Origin of the sequence: Rhizobium azibense, assembly GCF_004342325.1 — a bacterium.
In the GTDB taxonomy this organism is placed as follows: Bacteria; Pseudomonadota; Alphaproteobacteria; order Rhizobiales; family Rhizobiaceae; genus Rhizobium; species Rhizobium etli_B.
Genome location: NZ_SMBJ01000001.1, coordinates 182,763 through 201,448, shown reverse-complemented (window position 1 = coordinate 201,448; position 18,686 = coordinate 182,763). Strand labels below are relative to the sequence as shown.

The window sequence follows — 18,686 nt, the reverse complement described above, 5'->3', positions numbered from 1 at the left end:
CGCATGTGGACGACCGCAAGCTGCCATGACCGGAGCAACTGCTCGAATGGGCAGGTCGCCGGGACGGCATCATCCATGGCACCGGCCCCGAGCCGCGCCTCGGCACGAGGTCCATCCCCCAGGCCACGTGGGTCGAGCCTAAACTACCGCGATCACCGATGACCGAGGGTCGACCGGCCCGGTCCTGTAGGCCGAGTTCGTCGCCGGCCGCTCCGAGATGCTTCGGAACCATCGAGCGACGTTTGGGAACCGTGCGAGATCCTGACCTTGCTTCGCGTAGCGGTTCACCCACGGGAAGACCGCCATGTCGGCTATGGAGTAGCCGTCCGCCAGGAAACCCCTGCCATCCAGCCGGCGGTCCAGCACTCCGTAGAGCCGCGTGACTTCCGTCGTATACCGATCGACAGCGTATGGAATGAGTTCCGGGGCATAGTGCCGGAAATGGTGGGCTTGACCGGCCATAGGCCCGAGGCCGCCAACCTGCCAGAACAGCCACTGCATCACAACCGTTCTTTCGGATGTCTCTTCTGGCAGGAATCGACCGATTTTCTCGGCCAGGTAGACCAATATAGCCCCGCTTTCAAAGATGGGTATCGCGGTTACATCTTCCTCTAGATGATCGACGATGGCAGGTATGCGGCTGTTCGGGGAGATGGCCGAGAACTCGGATCGAAACTGCGCACCCTGGCCGATGTCTACGGCTATGATCCGATACGGGATCCCGGCCTCCTCCAGGAACAGCGTAACCTTGTAGCAGTTCGGGGTGGGCCAGAAGTACACGTCGATCATGTCCCCTCCCTCGGAAAATAGGTCAGGTCGAGGGACGGCGGGGCAACGTCCGTTTGCGAGAGAAGACAATGGACTTGACCGCGGTGATGAGCATGGTGCAGGAACAGGTGGGACAGCACGAGATCTACCCGCATGGTCTGGGGCCGGCCATCCATGCTGATGTAGTCGAGCATGGCGCTTGGCCGCCCCTCCTCGACGAGCCTCTGCACGACCCCTGTCAGTCGATCGTCCTCCTTCCCGCGTGCTAGGCGCAGGCTCGGAAAATCCGGGCAGACCTCGTAATCCAAGGAGGGGATGCTGTGCCCATCGCCGGACAGGCGGCCCAGCCAGATCCGATCTGTCGCGAGAAGATGGTTGAGGGTCAAATGTATCGAGGGAAAGGCGGACGATCTCCGCTTGTAGTACTCCTCCTGCGCCAGCCCGGCACAAGCGTCGTAGAGGCAACGATTGGCCCAGACCGTCCAACGAGCTAACACCAGAAACTTTGGTTCCATGAGACCTCCTTGAAGACGAGGTCAGTTTGTACCAAGATGCCGTTCGTCTGGATAACCAATTTCCTTTCTACCCCGATAAGGATAGCTGATGCCCGTCAGGCAAGACCCCCCGGGAACGCGTACGCTTGAGGCCTTCGTCCGGGCCGCAGAAGCGTCGAGCCTGAGCGTTGCCGCGAAGACATTGGGCCTGACGCAGAGCGCCGTCAGCCAGCGGATCGCCTCCCTTGAACGTCAATTGGGAGCCCGGCTCTTCCTACGCACACCAGCCGGCGTCATCCTGACCAGCGTCGGGGAAGCGTATCTCCCAGCCGTCAGGACAGCACTCGACGGCCTACGCCACGCGCAGGAGCGGATCGTGTCGCGCAAGACCGCGGTTCGCCTCAGCGTTGTTCCCTCGTTCGCACGCTGCTGGCTTCTGCCGCGCCTCGGGAAGCTCGCGACCGCGCATCCCGACGTGGACATCGTCCTGCACGTGTCCGACGAGAGGGTCGAGGTCGACGATGGCGGCTATGACCTCGCGGTCCGCCTCAGTCGGTCGGCGGCGGACAGCATTCGTCTTTTCGATGATGGGGAAGACGAACGAGTGGTCGTTGTGGCGCGCTCCACACGGATCGTCTCGGATGCCGACGATCCCTTCGCTGGCCTCACGCTCTACCATGACGATTGCTCCCGGCTGGGAGTGCCGGCGGAGCAAGGATGGACGCAATGGTACGAGGCGACCGAGCGCTCGCGTCCGGCGTGGGCCCCCGGGATCGTGGTCAACGATGCGAGCATGGCGGCCGGTGCCGCGATCGCCGGCCAGGGGGTGGCGCTCGTCCGACGTTTACTCGTTCGGGATCATCTGCTCGACGGCACCCTCGCGACCCTCGGACCGCCCCTCCCTCACGCTGGCCGCACGACCCTCATCACACGCCGGCGGACAACAAGGACCGCAAGTGCGGACCGCGTCGCCGACTGGTTGGTCGACGAGGCCAGTCGCGGTTGCGCCGAGAAGGCGGACCCCGCCCCCGACCACGCTCATCCGAATCCATAGCCCGAACGGCGTCCATGCTGATGTCGACGCAAGCTCGAAGGATCGCGCCTGGCCAACGCCATCGCGTCCGATCCATCCCTTTGCCCTGTCCCGCAGGTTCCGGTCGTTGAGGCGCTAACCGAGGATGAGGCTCTTGCGGCCTTCCGTAGGCACAGGCCGCGTCGCCTTTGGTATGGGATCGCAACAATATGCCTGAAATCTCGCTATCTCTCGGTCAATGCGACAAGAACGGCGCGGATTCTGTCCCATCTGGTCAATGCCGGCCCCTTTTCGGGAGTAGGTTCGCCTCCCATATCTAAAAATGAGATTAGGAAATCTTTCAAAGGGTTGATAAACATTCGCGGAGGTTCGTCGGTTCGAATCCGATCAACGCCTTTAGGAAAAATCCGCGTTTATGGATCATCTTGGAGTCTGCCCTAAGGAATACCGTCCTCAGTCCGCGGACAGAGGACAACGTGAAATTTATCGAATGTGCCCGTTTCTGCGGCGCGACGTTGACAGACCGATCATCGATATGAAAGTGTCCTTTGTCCGAGGACAAAGGACATAGGTAATTTCAATGATGAAGAGCCAGGATGTGGTCGTCCTGCTCAAGCTGGCAAGCTTGGAGGACGGCGAGCAAGAGAACGGTCAACAACCTGCACACCATGGAGTCGCAATGGGCGAGGATCCCTATTCTGTGCGGGGCCTCGAAACAGCCCTCGGGATCAGCAAGACCGAGGTCAGCGCCTCGATCAAACGCAGCCTCAGCTCCGGCATTGCAGTCAAGGACAGGAAGACCGGCCGGCCGAGGGTGAACCGGCGTCAGTTTCTCGAGTTCATCGTCCACGGACTAAGGTTTGTCTTCCCGGTAAAGCCGGGCGCCATGCAGCGTGGGCTGCCGACGGCATTTGCTGCGCCTATTCTTCGAGAATCCTTGCACAGTGCCGGCAGCCTCATCAGCGTCTGGCCCTATGCACGTGGCCGGGAGATGGGCCAAGCTATTGAGCCGCTCTTCAAAACCGTGCCGGAAGCTGCGGAAAAGGACGAGCGTCTCTATGCCTACCTCGCACTGGTAGATGCCATTCGCCTCGGCAATCCGCGCGAGGCCAATCTGGCTACCAGTCTGCTGACCGAGAGGCTGGCATGACCATTCAGGGCCAGTTGAAGGAAATGTTGAAAGCCGTCGCCTTGGCTCTCGGTGACGAGCTTCGAGCACGCCTCGTCTTTGTCGGCGGCTGCACGACCGCGCTCTACATCACCGACCCGATCACACTGGAAGGCGTCAGGGCGACCGACGATGTCGACCTGATTGTCGATCTCGCCGGTTTCGCCGAATGGGCGAACCTGATGGCTCGGCTGCGTGAGCGTGGCTTCGCCGAAGCGGCCGACGACAACGTCATCTGCCGCATGAAGCTCGGTGAGCTAAAGGTCGACTTCATGCCGGACGACAAAACGATCCTCGGCTTCAGCAATCGCTGGTACGCCAAAGGCATCGAGACGGCCGTCCCGGCGGCACTGGAGGAGGGGCTGGAGATCCGGTGCCTTACACCTCCTCTTTTTGTCGCGACCAAGCTCGAAGCGTACCTTGGACGTGGTAGGGACGACCTCATCGGTAGTCGTGATGCCGAGGACATTCTTCTGCTCGTCGATGGTCGGGAGGAGCTTGTGGAGGAGATCGCGGCGGCTGAGCCCGACATCCAGGCCTATATTGCCGAGCAGATAACCGCGGTACTGGAAGATCCGAACTTTGACCATTTCCTTGAAGGAAATGTTCGCGGCCCGGCAGGCCGCACCGACATTGTCTATGAGCGCCTGATTGCGATAAGCCAATTGAGCGGCCGCTGACATGGCCTTTGCGATTCAATGGTATTGTCAGCATGGAACGAGAACAGCCGACAATCGTGATCATGCCGGCGTCGGCATTCGCGGTGATTCAATCCTGGCAATCGTTCTCGACGGATCGACCTCAGGACCGGCGAGCGGGCTGTTTGCGCGAGAGATCGCGCAGCGCGTGGTCGATTGGTTCGTGACGACAACCGCCAACATCACGGCCGCGACCATCACGGAGAAGCTTCGCGACATTCATGCGGCCCTCGCTGGGGACTTTCGAAACGACTCAGCAAGCTACGCCCTGTTTTGTGCAGACGCTACACGGCAGGCCATCGCATTGCACGCAGGTGATTGCCTTCTCGCCCATCGCGACGGTAATGGGCAGATATCGTGGCTTATGCAGCCACATACGCTTGCAAACGCGCTATACGCCATCCCGCATGCCATTCTCGCCAAACTAGACGCAAGACATGCTCTCACGCGTAGCCTCCGATCGAGAAACTTCGTGGCTCCCGATCTGACATTGATCGACCTGCACGACCAGGAGCTGCTTATCGGGACGGACGGCTTCTGGGCGGATCTGGACCCTGCCGCGCAGAGTGCTTTTGCTGACGGGCGGTTTCCTGCCAACGAGGCCGAGCGCGATGATCGCGGCCTTCTTTCGCTCTCGCGAGCCGCGGGGGCGTCGACGGAAATTTCCGGCACCCACGCAACGGCGAGCATCTACGTCAGAAGGGCGTGACAGGCATCAGCTCACCTCCTTTCAACCGCGGCAGACGGCGAATGACGGGGGTCGTAGGTTCTGATCCCATCAAGGCGATCAATGTGCCAGTGTCCGAGATACCCGCGACGAAACCGCGCGACGGTTCCGACTCCAAACCTATCAATGAATCTTCAGCTTCACGTATTTCGGATCATGGTCGCTGGTCTGTTTCGATTCAGGCATAACGGAATTCACGTGTGCAGTGGTCAAAACGGCCGACTGGTTTGATCCAAGCAACACTAGGACCTGGTCGAGAGACTGGGAGTTGCCGTCGAAGACATAACTGATCCGCTCTTCTGGCGGCTCGACTAAAGCGAGATTTGACATCGCGGGATCGCCGCCTGTCAGGAGAAGCATCGGCTCCTCGTACCAAAGAGTGTTGAAGTCGCCCACAACAAGCACCGAGCGGTTCGCGTCAGCCGGTAGTGTTCGTATGAAAGCTCTCACTGCTCGAGCTTGTTCGGTTCTCGCAGCGAGCGTCGCATCCTTAGCAGGTTGGTTCTTGCCGTAGAGGGGATCGCTTCCGCTTTTCGATGAGAAGTGGACATTGATCACCATTACCTGCCTGCCAGTGAAAATGAATGGCACAGCGAGTGGGAGCCGCGTCCGTTCGAACGAAGCGTCTTCGATCCGACGCGCGTTGGCGAGGTCAGCTGCCACCCTTTCGGGGTTGTAGAGGAATGCGACGCGGATGTTGGCGCCGGGTTGGCCTCCTTCGGCATCGTCGATGGGGTCGAATGAGATGGTCTTGTAAATGGGCCCGCCTTCCACGACGATTGCATCTAAGAGCGCTTGGAGAGTTTTGCCCCCACCGACAGCGTCGCTGTACTCGCCTCCATCGTCGTCCTGGACCTCTTGCAACGCCACGACGTCCGGGGAGCCGAGAAGTCCGACGATATGCTTTGCTATAGCTGCGAACTTGCCGTCGCCCACATCGTCGTCGATATCATCCTTGGACGGGACCATCGTCACATCCTCCAAACGGGTATCGAGGTTCTCCACGTTGTAGCTGGCGATCGTGAGAACATCTGCTTCCGGCGGCGAGGCTACGGATGTCGACGTCCAGGCTTTAGCTGAGTAGCCCGATGGCTCGGAAAGCTGAATTCCGTAAGCGCCGCCGTCAGTCGTGACGGCTCCCTTGAGCGACGTGAAGGTATCGCCAAGGCTGACTTGAAAGTTCTCAGGCAGCAGCGGCTTATCGATTTTGACGCGGATACGCTCAGGGTTCGCGTCGCCCGGCGTCGCGGTGATGCCACCAAGGGAATTCATACCAGTTGCGTTCTTGCCCTGATCGGCGACCACGTAAAAGATATCCCCTTTCATAGGGCCGACGACGATCGGCGACTTGACCTCGATCATCATGCCTTCCAGTGTCTCGAAGAAGTCCGCTCCCGATCGGCTGGGATCGAATCCTCTGGCCGTCGAGACGACGGTTTCTGTCGGAGGCAAGTGCCCGCCACCGACAATCACCGGATTGGGTAGAACCCCTTGTCCGATCTTCTTGTAGACCAGGTCCTTGATGGTTGTCTGGGTGAATTCGATGAATTTGCCTTGCTGTTCTTCGACAACTCCCTCGATCCTCACCATGTCGCCGGTTGATAGCCCGGCAGGTTTGCGCCTGACGAGGATGCCGTCTGAGGTCATATCGTCGCCGTCGCCAACCGGATCCTGTACATAGAAGCTGCCGTCCCGTAGTTGCGTGACGACGCCCTCAAAGCGAACCATTCTGCCGTCAAGCGCCGATGAATGGCCCGCACTCTGGATTTCAGGAATCGTGGTCGATTGAGATGCCAATGCCGCAGATGGCAGGACAGCCAGCGCCCCTACCAGTAGCTCACGAATTCTCATGATGCCGCCCCTCCCTTAAACGATCGAAGGTTATCATGCTCACGCAATTCTCGCGAGTGTGATTAGTTATTGCACGTCGCCGGCACGTCTGAACCATGCCTCACGCGATAAAGGTGCAGACGCAGGATTTTCGACGACGCTGACAATCATGGGCACGCTCTCGCACGCGAGCATTAGTTCGATGATAAGGTTTTGTCCCGCTCGCGTGGTTAGACGGTTCGATAACGTGAGGATTTCTTTGATTCACGAAGCTGGGTTCATTTCCAAAACCGCTTTGCATCAATGACCTCGTCCAGTGCGATCTGGGCGGCATCGATCAGTCTCGACTTGTCCGCATGCGAAACCACCCCGTCCCGAGCCGGATGCTCGGAAAGACCGAGCTTTTCCAGAACGTCGGGGCCGGTCACCAGATCGTTCAGCGCACCGAGCTCATCCTGAAGGCTTGCCATCAGGGCGATAAACTTCTCATGGCGACGTTCACCGCGCTTGTCGTCGAACAAAGTGGCGAAGAATTCGGCGGCGTAGCGAAATTTCTTTGCATCCTTGCGTGCCTCATGACGATGCTCATCGTCGGTTTCGGCAAGCGCCTGCCCATGCTTCTTCAACTTCTTGCGCATTCGCTGTAATGCCGAGCGGGCAAAGTCTGCCGCCGGCTGTTCTCGGATCTTGGCGGTTTGATCGTGTGATAGGTACCCGCCGCACCGGAGCCACTCGTTGAAGTCGAGCATGAGAGCCCGCGCGCGGCTCGACGTGAGAGCTGCAATAGCGTCGTCGTAAGCCTTTTCCCTTGCGTCATCTAGGCGGGAGCGCACATCGGCATCGTTAGCCTTCGGCAGCAGGACATCGACGTTTCGGGCTTCACCAAGCACCTGCGCCAGCCATCGGAACTCATCCTTCAGCCGCTGTGGCTCGTCCCCGGGCAGCATCGGCTTGTAAATCGAGAAGGCGGAGCGAAGGCGCCGGATAGCGACACGAGCCTGGTGGAGGGCCTCCGGGTTGCGCTGTCGCAGCAGAATATCTTCGTTGAGGCGGAAATGCCGGAAACACGATTCGGCAATCGTTTGGAAGGAGGTGCTGGCACGCATACTCTTTTCGAGGTGAAGGCGTTCGGCTTTGTAAACCAATCGCTCGGCGTCGATCAGTGCAAATCCGCGTTCCGCCTTCGACCGCACGCCGAACCGGAAAGGCGCGGTGGCGTCAAGTTTTCGGGCAAAGATGAACAGGTCCGCGGGATCGCCGTCTTTGAGTTCGAGTTCGACCTCTCGGACGGACATTCGCCGCTCCCCGGAGACCACCTCGCCCTGATCGACTGCAACCTCGATCTTCGAATGCTGTTCGTCGAAATTCCAGATGCGACGCTCGATCTCAACGTCGAACTTCGGCACGAGAACGATGTCTATCCCGAACTCGTTTTCAATCGGGCTGGAATGATCGAGGACAGGCTGGCCTTGCTCCACCGGAGTCTCCCATTCCGACCGGGCAAACAACGACGCGCTTTCCCCGATGGCCTTTACTGTCTGGACGAGACTATTTCCGGTCTTCCGGATGCGGAGTGTGAAGCCGCGGTCGAATAGTTTTCGATCTGTCGTATCGAAATATGTCGAGGTTTGCTGAAGGATGCTCGTCGGTTCGCCAAGCAGCCCGGACCCAAGAGCGTCCTCGACAGCGCCGGGAGCGAGTTCCAGCTTAAGTTCGACCTCTTCAGCCAATATTCCCTCCTGCTCGTTCGCTTGATAATGCACCAGACATCTGGATGGTTCGTCTTTGTGTTGTTCCACTGAACCTAAGCTACAAGGACATTTTATCACATGAAAGGATCTGCATGACCACGGTGGCCCGTAACCAGCACGATACGGCTCTCGAAGTTCAGCAGGTGGGCGCAATCTGTTGTCGGCGCGACAAGAGGAAACGGCTAGAGGTCCTACTTGTCGGAAGCAAGCGCAACGGCCGATGGGGGGTCACGTCGATCCTGGCGAGACCACGGACGCAGCTGCAGCTCGTGAAGCGTTCGAGGAAGCCGGCGTATCCGGTTCGATAGAGCGAACTGTGTTCGGCTCGTTGGAATATAGGAAGGAGGGCGGTCCGAACACCTACCGTGTCACGGTGTACTTGCTTGAGGTCATCGAGCTTGCCGACACCTATCCCGAGAAGGCCGTTCAGCTTTCCAAGACCGACAAGATCGACGCCTTCGTTCTGACCGACTATGGACGGCGCATGGAAACACGCCTGCTTTGTCAGCCCAGCGTCGAGCAAGCCGAGCTGACCTATCTGTTGTCACGCTACAAGCAATTGTCGCACATGATCGTCCAGGAGAAGAAACCGCCGGGACCACCGACGGCAGCATGCCGCCCTTGCTAAAGCATTCACAAAGATGTTCGACTGACCGTCGGCCGTCACTTGAGGGTGAAGAGGCTGGCGGCCGGCGAGTGGCCTATCATATCGGTCTGCAGCTGCCCGTGGGCGGCGTTCACCGGATCGATGCCGTCAATGTAGGGGCCGACGGTCAGCCGGTTCGGCCGCGTGCCGAACCCCATCGCCGCCAGCCTGAGAACAGCGTCGGCCACCTCCTGCGGATCAAGGCTGGTGTCAGGCTCGAGCCCGGCGAGCATCGCCTTAATGTGCGGCGCATAGAGGTCGAGCATGGGCCGTTCTTCCGGGCCAAGGCTTGCGAGCAGTTCCTCCCAGTAGCGGAGGCCGTTGCTCTGAAACCGCGTCGGATAGGCGCCCGCCGGCTGAACCACGGCCACCTCAATATTGGAGGCGGCCAGTTTGTAGCCGAGGGCATCGCACGCGGCCTCGAGGACGAGCTTGGAGGCGCAGTAGCCACCGAGCATCGGGTCGATCGCCCGGCCGAGCGCACTCGACATCTGGATGATCGTGCCCTGGCCCGCCTGCCGCATATGCGGGACGACCGCCTTGATGACCCGCATGGCGCCGAAGGCATTGGTCTCGATATTGGATTGGAAATATGCGGGCGGCTGCAGCTCGACCGGACCCGGCACAACGATGCCGGCGTTGCTGACGAGGAGGTCGATGCGGCCGGCACGGGTGATGGCGCGCTCGACGGCCGCGGCGATAGATACATCGCTCAGTACGTCGAGTTCGAGTACCTCGATGGCAAGCTTCTCCTGCGCCGCCAGAGTGCGCAGCTCCTTGGCCGCAGGGGCGTTGCGACGTTCCATGTCGCGCATGGTGGCAAAAACCCGTGAGCCTCGGCGGGCGAAGCCCTCTGCCATCTTCCGACCGAAGCCGGAGCTAGTGCCGGTGATGAGGACGATCGGCGGCGGCGTCTCCTGGGCGCGCAGCGGACCCGCGGCAACGAGGAGGACGGCGGCGCCGGCTTGCAGAACCGTGCGCCGCCGGATGCGCATTCCGGCTGGAGTGTCGGTGATTTGGCTCATTTTGCTCTCCTTGGCTGATTGACTGCGGGAAGGTCCCCATCCTCGCCGAAGGGTCGCATGGTGGCGTATCGTGCCGCTAGAGCTAACAATCGAAACAGACTGCTACATATGAAACAACAAAAACTCGACCTCAATGGCATCGCCGTGTTTAACAAGGTCGCCGGGGCCGGCAGCTTTAGCGCCGCGGCGCGCGAGCTCGGCATGCCGCGCGCGACCGTCAGCCGGATCGTTGCGCGGCTCGAAGCAGCGCTGGGGGCGCAGCTGTTCTATCGCAACACACGCCGGGTGGAGTTGACCGAGCTCGGCCGCGCCTACCACGAGGCGGCGGCAGAGGGCCTGGGGCTCATCGGAGCGGCCGGCGAAGCGGTCATGGCGGCGCGCGCCGAGCCGTCGGGACTGCTGCGTGTTTCGGCGCCCATCAATTTTGGCACCATGTCGCTCATTCCTTGGATTTCAGAATTTCTCGACGCGCACAAACAAGTGCGCATCTCGTTGCGCCTGGTCGACGACAAGATTGATCCGCTGGCCGAAAGGCTGGACCTTGCCATCCTCACCGGCCCGCAGCCCGACTCCAGTTACCGCAGCCGCCGTCTCGCGGCTTCATCCCTGATCCTCGTTGCCAGCCCCGCCTATGTCGCACGACGGGGTGCGCCGGAGAGGCTGGACTCTCTTGTCGCTCACGATTTCGTGCTGTTCTCGTCCGATCTGGGGAAAGAGGCGTGGAGCCTCGATGGACCGGAGGGGCGGGTTGAAATCACTGTTTCAGGCCGCGTCAACGTCAAGGGGCCGCATGCCGAGCTCAGTGCCGCGCTCTGCGGACTCGGTATTGCGCTGCTGCCGGCGGTGGTAACCGCCCCATACATCGAGACAGGTGAGTTGGTGCAGGTGCTGCCGGGCTATGGCCGGCAGAGCGGGACGATAACGGCGGTCTTTCCCGCCAACCGGCACCAGCCGGCAGCGCTGCGCGCTCTCCTCGATTTTCTCGTCGCCAGGGTGGCCGAGCGCGAGCCGGCACGACCCTTTCTTGCAGGCCAGCTGCAGACCAGCCGCTCAGAATCGTGCTGCTGGCCCGGGCGTGCTAGTCGAGGGGAAACTTCAAAAATCTGCTTTCGAGATGAGCACGGAGATGGCTGAACGACCGAAATGAGGCTGAGCGGCCACCATAACTCCGTCCTTGGGACTCTGCATTGGGTCGAAGGGAGCGTCTTCACGCGTTCTTGTCTAACAAGATCGCCTAATGGATCGACGGGAACTCACGATCTACTCGTGGTGATCAGGTGCAAGGCAGAATTGCCCCTTGTAACCGCTGCTGCTGACAGCTTGCGATCGAATGTCGCCAGCTGGCCACCACGCGCCTTGGCTAGCGCAAGCAGGTAGGTGTCAGTGACCTGTCCCGACGTTAGAATTTTCGTGGGAGCGATATCATCCGACCCGACAAGGCTCACATCGTCCGGCCAAAAACTGTGACCGGGGAGCGACCGCAATTTGCGGACGATCTCCATCACGAGTGACGGTGAACCGGGAGAGTTGGGATATTTGGGGTTGCCGACAATCCGGATGACACCATTTTCGGTAATGGGGCAGGTAGCCCACGCGGTCTGACCCATCGCCACGAACCATTCGTGCGCATCATCATGGGCTACATGGCCCGGATCGATTAAGGCAATCATCACATTGACGTCGAGCAGGAAAGTCACGGCAGTTCGTCACGCAAGGCGTTCACGATTTCGAGCGTCACTGGCGGCGCATCCGGCCGAGCTGACAGGAGAGGAATACCGTTGCGCTCACCGCTGCTGGGCGGTCGGCGCAGAGAACGTCTCGCCAGCTCAGAAATGACCTCGCCGACGCTCCGGCGCTGCTGGGTTGCCATCGCTTTTGCGGCGATCAGGACATCGTCGTCAATTGCCAAGGTCGTTCTCATATCCGCCTCTTCGCGCATCAATCATCACGCATCATATAAAGCAAGTGGTCGGCCTTCTCAAGGTGGACACCGCTTACGGTTCACCGCCGGAATTTGCCACCCGAGTCATCGTGACGCACCTATTCGATTGCTGTCGGCGCTCTTGCCTCAACGGCACGAACCCGACGCCAGTCGAGCCCCGCAAACAGCGCCTCGAATTGGGCATGGCCCAAGGTCATCAAGCCGTCCCGAATATCCGGCCAGGATGCTCCTCCAGGCGCTTGTAGGCCATCACCAGACCGCTGCCATCCCAGTAGTGGAATACAAAGACCGCCCCGGTGAACGGGTTCTTGTGCAGCTCATTTTTGACCAGCGCCGCCAGTCCATCATGACCCTTGCGGAAGTGGACTGGCTTGGTCGCCACCATGATCCGAACGCGGTTCGATGGAAGGATCATGCCGAAACCGCGCAGGCACGTGCTACAGCGGCGATGCGGGCGGCAGATGCGCCTTCTTCCATCGGATAGTGACAGCACCGAACATGATCTCGGGGCGACTAGCTTTCTTGATCGGCGGCTCCAAAACAGGTGGATCGACGATCACCGCTGCGAACTCCACCGCATCCTCGGGTGCTGGCAGAACCAATTTGCCCTGACGCGCCATCGTCCGCCAGGTGGAAAGGTGGTTCGGCTTCAAGCCATGGCGCTCTGCGACCTCATTCACCATCGCGCCGGGCCGAGGCTCTCCGAAACGATCTGAGCCTTGACCTCGTCCGGCCACTGCCGGTGAACCTCACGTCCAGACTTCCTGGTCGTGAGAACCTCCAATGTATTCTCCATGGAGAAACTCCCGTTGCTCGTCCATGGAAAGGCGATCACAGATCAGGGCGGCGAGGACAATGTGGGATCGGAACACCGGTTACGAAAGGGCGCACCATTGCGCCGATCTGTTCACCGGCGAAAACTCTCCGGTTCGAACCTGCTCAAGGCGGGCAGTTCCGGTACGGGACGATCATGGTCGATCTCGAGCGCCATTCGGTCGTCGATGTTCTGGACGACCGTAGCGTCGAGAGCGCGAAATCATGGTTGCAAGAGCGTCCGGCGATGGAGGTCATTAGCCGAGATCGCTGTGGTATGTATGCTCAGGCAGCCCGAGAGGGCGCACCGCAGGCCCGCCAAGTAGCCGACCGTTTCCATCTGGTCCGAAATCTCAGGGAGGCAATCAAGGAACAGATGAGCGTTTACGGTCACGCCAATGTTAGACTCATTCTCTCCGAAGATGCTATCGCCAGCACCATGTCACAACAGCGCCGTGCCCGCTTGGGCACAGGCGATCTCGTCAAGAAATATTCGACACGCTTCAAGCGTTGCGGCGGCAGGGCCTCAACTACCTTGGAGCAACGGTCAAGCCGAAGGGCAGATCAACCGCCTCAAGATGCTGAAGCGAGCGGGAAGATCCGGGCGACGGGATAGGCTGCTGACGCACAGTGCGGTTCCTGCGGGTCGAGTTACGTCGCCTGCTTCAAAGCATCGCCCAAGATGGAAACGATTGTTCCGATTTGTATCTCATCGATGATTAACGGAGGAGAAAGCGCAATGATATCCCCGGTCACTCGGATTAGAAGACCTTTATGAAAGCAGTTGGTAAACACGTCATAGGCGCGCGCACCAGGAGCACCATCGCGTGCTGAAAGCTCGATTGCCCCAACGAGGCCGAGGTTTCGGATGTCGATGACGTTTGGTATCCCATTCAAGGAATGCAATGCATCTTCCCAAGTTTTGGCAAGATCGGAAGCGCGACTGAAAAGACCCTCCTCTTTATAGATTTCAAGCGCTGCAAGGCCTGCAGCACACGCGACCGGGTGTCCAGAATATGTATAGCCGTGGAATAGCTCGATGGCGTTTTCTGGTCCCGTCATCAATCCATCGTAGACTTTGCGACTGGCAAACACGGCACCCATAGGGATGGCACCGTTTGTCAATCCCTTTGCCGTTGTCACAAGGTCGGGAACGAGGATGGGAGACATGCCGAGGCCATACTCGTCCATCAGGCCCTCAAGCTTCAGCTTGCCGCCAGCCGGAAGTCGCCCTCCGATAATGTCTTCGCGAGTTCGAGTATGAATGGCGTCCGACATGGTAAAGCGGAAGTAGCAGCGACATCCGTAGGCTTCTGCACAATGACAAGCCGCCGGGTGTCAATGGGGGCGGCTCGGCACGACAAGCACATCACTAGGAACTTCATTCACAACCCGCGAGGCGACGCTGCCCAGAAGAATCTGCATCAAGCCCGTACGCCCGTGCGTTCCTGCCACTACGAGATTGAAATCAGCTTCGTTCGACAGGACCCGCAGCCAGGTAACAGGATCTCCGCACCGCACAATGATATCGAAATTCGCGTCCAGGTTCTCGCCGGCCACATCTTGGACAAAGCTCCGGCACTGCGCGATCGCTGACGCCTCGAACTGTCTGTCGAAGGGCGCCCTGTCATCGACCCAGCCGCGATAGGGAGGGTCGAACGCGTGAAAAAGCGTAAGATAACGCAGTGAAAACCATTGCAGGGCGAGCCTCAGGGCGGGCTTGGATGAATCCGAGAGATCGGTCGCCACCGCTATCCTAGCGTCAGTGTGAAGCACCTTCTTCTTGACGACCAGAAGGGGGACCGGAGACGTCCGCGCCAGCGCGGTGGCGTTGCTTCCGATCAGCACTTGAGCTAGGGGGCCTGTCCTTCCAATGCCAGCAACGATCAATTCGGCCCGCTCCTTGGCCACAGCAGCCAGGATCACGGCCTCCACCGGCCCCTCCTCCACTACCACCGAGGAGCGAAGCCCTTCGGTAGAGGCGAGTTCCTGGCGCAGGAGACCCGCGTTGCGCATCGCGGCTGTGCGGTATGCTTCACGTAACGACGGGGGGGTTGTGAGGCCAATATCGCTGAGGGCGTGAACGGCAGTCAGGGTGGCGTTCCACTCGATCGCTAGCTGGACCGCCCGGTCCTGTGCCCGGTCGCATCTTGCGCTGAAGTCGGTCGCGAGGATGATATGGTTGGGATTCAGTCGGTCCAGTGCAGGTTCTGCATTTCCGGATATCAACATGGTTCAATCGGCCTCCCTTATACTTCGGCGACACCCTGACTGCGATCCCAACGGATCCTTGGTGATAGCGTCGAGGTGGTCACCATTGGGGCGCCTGGAAGCGCAAGAGCCTGGAAATCAATTTTAATCACGTTGATCTTCTGTAAACCGCCCCCTTCTGTTTCGACGGCAATTGCCCGACCCGCTCTCAGGCCGAGCAGCCCCCAACCCCAAAAGCGACTCTACTGAGACAGTATAATTAGGAAAGTCCCGGCTCCCGTTGCGGACCAGATTGGCTGTTCTCGGCACGCCGGCATGAACGCAGAAGGTCACGCGAGTATTTATGGTCACGACGTCCTCGGGAACATTCCTGGAGGAGCAAATTTCAGCCTGCACCAGCTTTGTTCTGAGAAATCGGCGGTAGGCGCTGTCCCTCGTGGTTTGATCAAGAATCTCTCTAAGCACCGCATGGTCGTTTGGCGTTAGACTACACTGAAGCCGATTGCTCATGTCATAACTCCTCGCCGCAATTATGATTCGGCAAAACTAACTGTACTCGGTTCGATTTTCGTGGCCGCTGGTCTGATGGCGCCAACACTCACGGTCCTGAACGAAGCTACGCCTTCAGCCAGAAAACGACAGCCGTTGAGGTGCCAGGGCGAAATCAGTCGCCTTCAGCTAGCAGCGATAGACACCCTATGCACCGTCAGCGTTGTGTCCACTTCCCTCGGCTACGGATTGCCATCCGCAATGCAGGCTTTCTGAAGTGGCATCTTTACTCGACCAGGATTATTTCACGCGAAACAACTTGCTTGATTTTGCGTCATCACCTGTCCTCTCCGGTTCGCTCAAAGATAAGCCACGCCGTGCCCATTTGCGCGATCCGCGTCCTGCGGGCATCCTGAACCTGCTCCGCCTTGCGTTTGGTGAAAGGCCCCATCGGCCGGGACTTCTGTTCGCCGCAACGGACCTGGCAGTACCAATTGATGCCATCGCGAGAAATAATATCAACCGAGGTCGACGTGCCGCGCGGTTCGTGCTTGGCAATCTCATCGACGAAAATGATCGACCTCGAGTAGTGCTTGGCGGGCGTAGTCCTCTGCAAGCCAGGAGCCGGATTGCGGTCGGGCGACGTTGACATGGTAGGACCTCCTTTCTTCGCTGCGGCGGTGCAAGCCTGCATCTGCCTCGTCAGCAGACGACCATTTCATCCTCCATTGCCACCTCGATCATCAGATTTTCAATGTCACGGGATATCGAAGCGGCAGCCAGTACGCGTCCGTCGCGCTTGAAGCGCAGCAGACAGTCCGTGCCGGAAATGTCGCCTTCGACCATGATCTCGTCCCACTCCTCCGCGTGGCCGACATAATTGATTCTGACGTCGTAGTGCTGGCTCCAGAAGAACGGTACGGCATTAAACTTCTCGCTCCGGCCGATCATATTGAGCGCCGCGATTTGCCCTTGCCGTTCGGCCACCACCCAATGTTCGACGCGAATGTTCTCTCCGCTATGGGGGCCGGGCCAGCGCGCGATGTCACCCGCCGCGAAGATCCCATGTTCGCTGGTTTCCAGAAAACTATTCACGACGACGCCGCGGTCAGTTGCCAACCCTGCCGTTTCAGCGAGTTCCGTCCGTGGCCGCACACCGATGCCCACGATCAGGAAGTCAGCGACCAGCGTGCCGCCGCCGCGAAGTTTCACTTCGTTTCCATTGATGCTGCTAGCAGTCTCCTCGAGGTGAAAAACGACCCCGTTCTTCTCGTGCAGGGTTCGGATGAAGTCGCCCATTTGCGGACCCAGGACCCGCCCCATCGGGTGCTTGTCGGGAGCAACGACATGGACTTCGATGCCGCGAGCGCGCAGGGCCGCGGCGACTTCGAGGCCGATAAAGCTCGCTCCAAGCACGACCACCCGATGAGCCGTCGCGCTCCGCTCGATTATGGCCCGGCAGTCGGCGAGAGAGCGTAACTTGAGCACATGGGGCTGGTCGGCGCCTGGAATGGTCAAGCGAACGGGCTCTGCACCGGTCGCAAGCAGCAATTTTTCATAAGAGACGGAGCCTCCGTCCGCGAGGATGACCTCGCGGGTGCGCGGTTCGATGCTCATAGCTTGCGTCCCAAGACGGAGATCGATTTGGTTTCTTGAATAGTAGCTCTCCCCCCGTAGCGGGATCCAGCTCTCCGGCGCCTTGCCGGCAAGGTAGTCCTTTGAAAGGTTCGGCCGGTCGACAGGCGCCGCCTCGTCGTCGCTGAGCATGACGATGCTGCCGGCATATTGCTCTCGCCGCAGCTTCTCAGCGGCGGCAAAGCCTGCCGCCCCGCCACCAATGATGACGATCTTCTTCGGCATTGCCTCTACGGGAAACTCGCGCGTTGCCGCTTCCGTACGCTTGCGCTTGCCAACCACGAAGAGATGGCCGTCGCGCTGTTCCACCCACCAGCATGCCAGCGGCCTGAACGCGGGTGCGCGCAGAGCCTCCCCGGTCTTCAAGCTGAAACATGCGTGATGCCACGGGCAGCGGACGGTGTCGCCGGCCACCAGTCCGTCTGCGAGCGGACCGTTGTAGTGCGTACAATGCGCGTCGACGGCGAAAACCTCCTCCCCGCGGCGCACAAGCAGCACCTGCGCATCGCCGCAATGGCCGACCAGCTTGCTGCCGTCAGGAAGATCGGCAAGTCTGATGCCCCGCGCCAGGTCAGGCCCATTCATGCTTCTGTGCTCAGCAGCCATTCGTTTCTCCTTCGCTATCGAGATGGCGCCCGTTGCGGGGGCTGAAAGCGACTCTGCGGGTCGCGGCCTTTGATCTCGCCAGCCAGTTTGTGGCCGCTTCGTCTGTTAAGCAAACGAATATAATCGTCCATTGCGTGCAGTTTTTCTGCTGGATCGCTCAAGACAAGCGGCAACAGGACATCTAAAGAATAGCTTGCCCCGTCCTGCCCCAGTCGGCAAGGAAGGATACCAGTCCTTTCTCGGTGAGCGGGTGTTTGGCCAGGTTCCTAAGCACTGCTGGTGGCACCGTCGCGATATCGGCGCCCGCCATTGCAGCCTTCGTGACAGCCCGCGGCGTGCGAATTGAGGACGCCAGAATTTGCGTATTGAAGGATTTGTCGTTGTCGTAGATCGCCCGAATTTCCCGGACGACTTCCATGCCATCGAGGCCGATGTCGTCCAGCCTGCCGACGAAAGGGGAGATATAGGCGGCACCGGCTTTCGCCGCGAACAATGCCTGGTTGGCTGAAAAGCAGAGGGTAACATTGACCTCCAGCCCGCGTTCGCTGAGTGCCCGGCAAGCCCTGAACCCATCCCAGGTGGAGGGGACCTTGACGGCCACATTCGCAGCTATGCTGGCCAACTGCTCCCCCTCGGCGATCATGCCATCGAATTCAGTCGCGGTGACCTCCGCTGAGACCGGGCCCTCGATCGCTTCGCAGATCTCCTTGACAACCTCCCGGATCGGTCGGCCGGTCTTTGCGATCAAGGACGGGTTGGTGGTTACCCCGTCGACAACGCCTGCGGTGGCGAGCTCGCGGATTTCGGCAATATCGGCTGTGTCGACAAAGAACTTCATCGCTTTTTCTCC

At 59.8% G+C, this 18,686-nt stretch carries 18 protein-coding genes and 4 pseudogenes; 8 read left to right on the top strand and 14 right to left on the bottom strand.

Annotation, left to right across the window (positions count from 1 at the left end; all coding sequences use genetic code 11):
* Positions 1 to 138: 138 nt before the first annotated feature.
* On the bottom strand, positions 139 to 789 hold the full coding sequence (locus tag EV130_RS00980; protein WP_074065479.1) for a glutathione S-transferase C-terminal domain-containing protein: 651 nt from the start codon (positions 787 to 789) through the stop codon (positions 139 to 141).
* Positions 786 to 1,283: a DinB family protein gene (locus tag EV130_RS00975; RefSeq protein WP_132549718.1), complete on the bottom strand. Its 498-nt coding sequence runs from the start codon at positions 1,281 to 1,283 to the stop codon at positions 786 to 788. Before EV130_RS00975 ends, EV130_RS00980 begins: the two co-directional genes overlap by 4 nt.
* Before the next feature lie 88 nt (positions 1,284 to 1,371).
* On the opposite strand from EV130_RS00975, the gene EV130_RS00970 reads away from it, so the two are divergent.
* The 4 genes from EV130_RS00970 (at position 1,372) to EV130_RS00955 (ending at position 4,870) form a co-directional block, all read left to right on the top strand.
* Positions 1,372 to 2,316 carry a LysR family transcriptional regulator gene (locus tag EV130_RS00970; RefSeq protein ID WP_074065477.1) on the top strand — a complete coding sequence of 315 codons (945 nt, stop codon included), beginning with the start codon at positions 1,372 to 1,374 and terminating at the stop codon, positions 2,314 to 2,316.
* A 559-nt stretch (positions 2,317 to 2,875) separates the two neighbouring features.
* Positions 2,876 to 3,445 carry a hypothetical protein gene (locus tag EV130_RS00965; protein ID WP_342635767.1) on the top strand — a complete coding sequence of 190 codons (570 nt, stop codon included), beginning with the start codon at positions 2,876 to 2,878 and terminating at the stop codon, positions 3,443 to 3,445.
* Positions 3,442 to 4,143, top strand: a complete 702-nt coding sequence (locus EV130_RS00960) for a hypothetical protein (protein WP_132658966.1) — start codon at positions 3,442 to 3,444, stop codon at positions 4,141 to 4,143. The genes EV130_RS00965 and EV130_RS00960 overlap by 4 nt, the downstream gene beginning before the upstream one ends.
* Position 4,144: 1 nt before the next feature.
* The gene (locus EV130_RS00955; protein ID WP_074065475.1) at positions 4,145 to 4,870 is read left to right on the top strand and encodes a protein phosphatase 2C domain-containing protein; all 726 of its coding nucleotides are present in this window, start codon (positions 4,145 to 4,147) and stop codon (positions 4,868 to 4,870) included.
* Between the two features lie 141 nt (positions 4,871 to 5,011).
* On the opposite strand, the gene EV130_RS00950 is transcribed toward EV130_RS00955, so the two are convergent.
* Together EV130_RS00950 and EV130_RS00945 are read right to left on the bottom strand one after the other, a co-directional pair.
* Entirely contained in the window at positions 5,012 to 6,739 is a 1,728-nt protein-coding gene (locus EV130_RS00950; RefSeq protein WP_132658964.1) for an endonuclease/exonuclease/phosphatase family protein, read from the bottom strand.
* A gap of 257 nt (positions 6,740 to 6,996) precedes the next feature.
* A complete protein-coding gene (locus tag EV130_RS00945; RefSeq protein ID WP_074065473.1) occupies positions 6,997 to 8,448 on the bottom strand; it encodes a CYTH and CHAD domain-containing protein in 1,452 nt (483 codons plus the stop codon).
* Between the two features lie 178 nt (positions 8,449 to 8,626).
* Between EV130_RS00945 and EV130_RS34165 the strand changes: the two are divergent.
* Both EV130_RS34165 and EV130_RS34160 read left to right on the top strand, forming a co-directional pair.
* A pseudogene (locus EV130_RS34165) lies at positions 8,627 to 8,788 on the top strand (NUDIX domain-containing protein); the annotation flags it as partial.
* 108 nt (positions 8,789 to 8,896) lie between these two features.
* Positions 8,897 to 9,055, top strand: a pseudogene (locus EV130_RS34160) (IS110 family transposase); the annotation flags it as partial.
* Positions 9,056 to 9,132: 77 nt separating this feature from the next.
* On the opposite strand, the gene EV130_RS00935 reads toward EV130_RS34160, so the two are convergent.
* Positions 9,133 to 10,140 carry an SDR family oxidoreductase gene (locus tag EV130_RS00935; RefSeq protein WP_132658960.1) on the bottom strand — a complete coding sequence of 336 codons (1,008 nt, stop codon included), beginning with the start codon at positions 10,138 to 10,140 and terminating at the stop codon, positions 9,133 to 9,135.
* A 108-nt stretch (positions 10,141 to 10,248) separates the two neighbouring features.
* On the opposite strand from EV130_RS00935, the gene EV130_RS00930 reads away from it, so the two are divergent.
* Entirely contained in the window at positions 10,249 to 11,274 is a 1,026-nt protein-coding gene (locus EV130_RS00930; RefSeq protein WP_165918469.1) for a LysR family transcriptional regulator, read from the top strand.
* Positions 11,275 to 11,393: 119 nt separating this feature from the next.
* Here the strand turns inward: EV130_RS00930 and EV130_RS00925 are convergent, their stop codons facing one another.
* The 4 genes from EV130_RS00925 to EV130_RS00910 all read right to left on the bottom strand — a co-directional run bounded on the left by EV130_RS00925 (position 11,394) and on the right by EV130_RS00910 (position 12,765).
* Positions 11,394 to 11,837: a TA system VapC family ribonuclease toxin gene (locus tag EV130_RS00925; protein ID WP_074065470.1), complete on the bottom strand. Its 444-nt coding sequence runs from the start codon at positions 11,835 to 11,837 to the stop codon at positions 11,394 to 11,396.
* Positions 11,834 to 12,061, bottom strand: coding sequence for a CopG family transcriptional regulator (locus tag EV130_RS00920; RefSeq protein WP_132549736.1), 228 nt, complete (start codon positions 12,059 to 12,061; stop codon positions 11,834 to 11,836). Before EV130_RS00920 ends, EV130_RS00925 begins: the two co-directional genes overlap by 4 nt.
* Positions 12,062 to 12,278: 217 nt before the next feature.
* Positions 12,279 to 12,497: an IS66 family insertion sequence element accessory protein TnpB gene (gene tnpB / locus EV130_RS00915; RefSeq protein WP_425375502.1), complete on the bottom strand. Its 219-nt coding sequence runs from the start codon at positions 12,495 to 12,497 to the stop codon at positions 12,279 to 12,281.
* A gap of 22 nt (positions 12,498 to 12,519) precedes the next feature.
* A complete protein-coding gene (locus EV130_RS00910; RefSeq protein WP_207900841.1) occupies positions 12,520 to 12,765 on the bottom strand; it encodes a transposase in 246 nt (81 codons plus the stop codon).
* A gap of 275 nt (positions 12,766 to 13,040) precedes the next feature.
* Here EV130_RS00910 and EV130_RS00905 point away from each other — a divergent pair.
* A pseudogene (locus EV130_RS00905) lies at positions 13,041 to 13,429 on the top strand (transposase); the annotation flags it as partial.
* A gap of 117 nt (positions 13,430 to 13,546) precedes the next feature.
* Here EV130_RS00905 and EV130_RS00900 read toward each other — a convergent pair.
* From EV130_RS00900 to fsa, 5 genes and pseudogenes are all read right to left on the bottom strand, one after another.
* Positions 13,547 to 14,053: pseudogene (locus tag EV130_RS00900) on the bottom strand (aminotransferase class III-fold pyridoxal phosphate-dependent enzyme); the annotation flags it as partial.
* Positions 14,054 to 14,233: 180 nt separating this feature from the next.
* Positions 14,234 to 15,127: a universal stress protein gene (locus EV130_RS00895; RefSeq protein ID WP_132549739.1), complete on the bottom strand. Its 894-nt coding sequence runs from the start codon at positions 15,125 to 15,127 to the stop codon at positions 14,234 to 14,236.
* 805 nt (positions 15,128 to 15,932) lie between these two features.
* A complete protein-coding gene (locus EV130_RS00890) occupies positions 15,933 to 16,247 on the bottom strand; it encodes a hypothetical protein (protein WP_074065468.1) in 315 nt (104 codons plus the stop codon).
* A gap of 50 nt (positions 16,248 to 16,297) precedes the next feature.
* Positions 16,298 to 17,836, bottom strand: a complete 1,539-nt coding sequence (locus EV130_RS00885) for an FAD-dependent oxidoreductase (RefSeq protein WP_074065467.1) — start codon at positions 17,834 to 17,836, stop codon at positions 16,298 to 16,300.
* A gap of 181 nt (positions 17,837 to 18,017) precedes the next feature.
* Positions 18,018 to 18,674, bottom strand: a complete 657-nt coding sequence (gene fsa, locus EV130_RS00880; protein ID WP_074065466.1) for a fructose-6-phosphate aldolase — start codon at positions 18,672 to 18,674, stop codon at positions 18,018 to 18,020.
* Positions 18,675 to 18,686 lie beyond the last annotated feature (12 nt).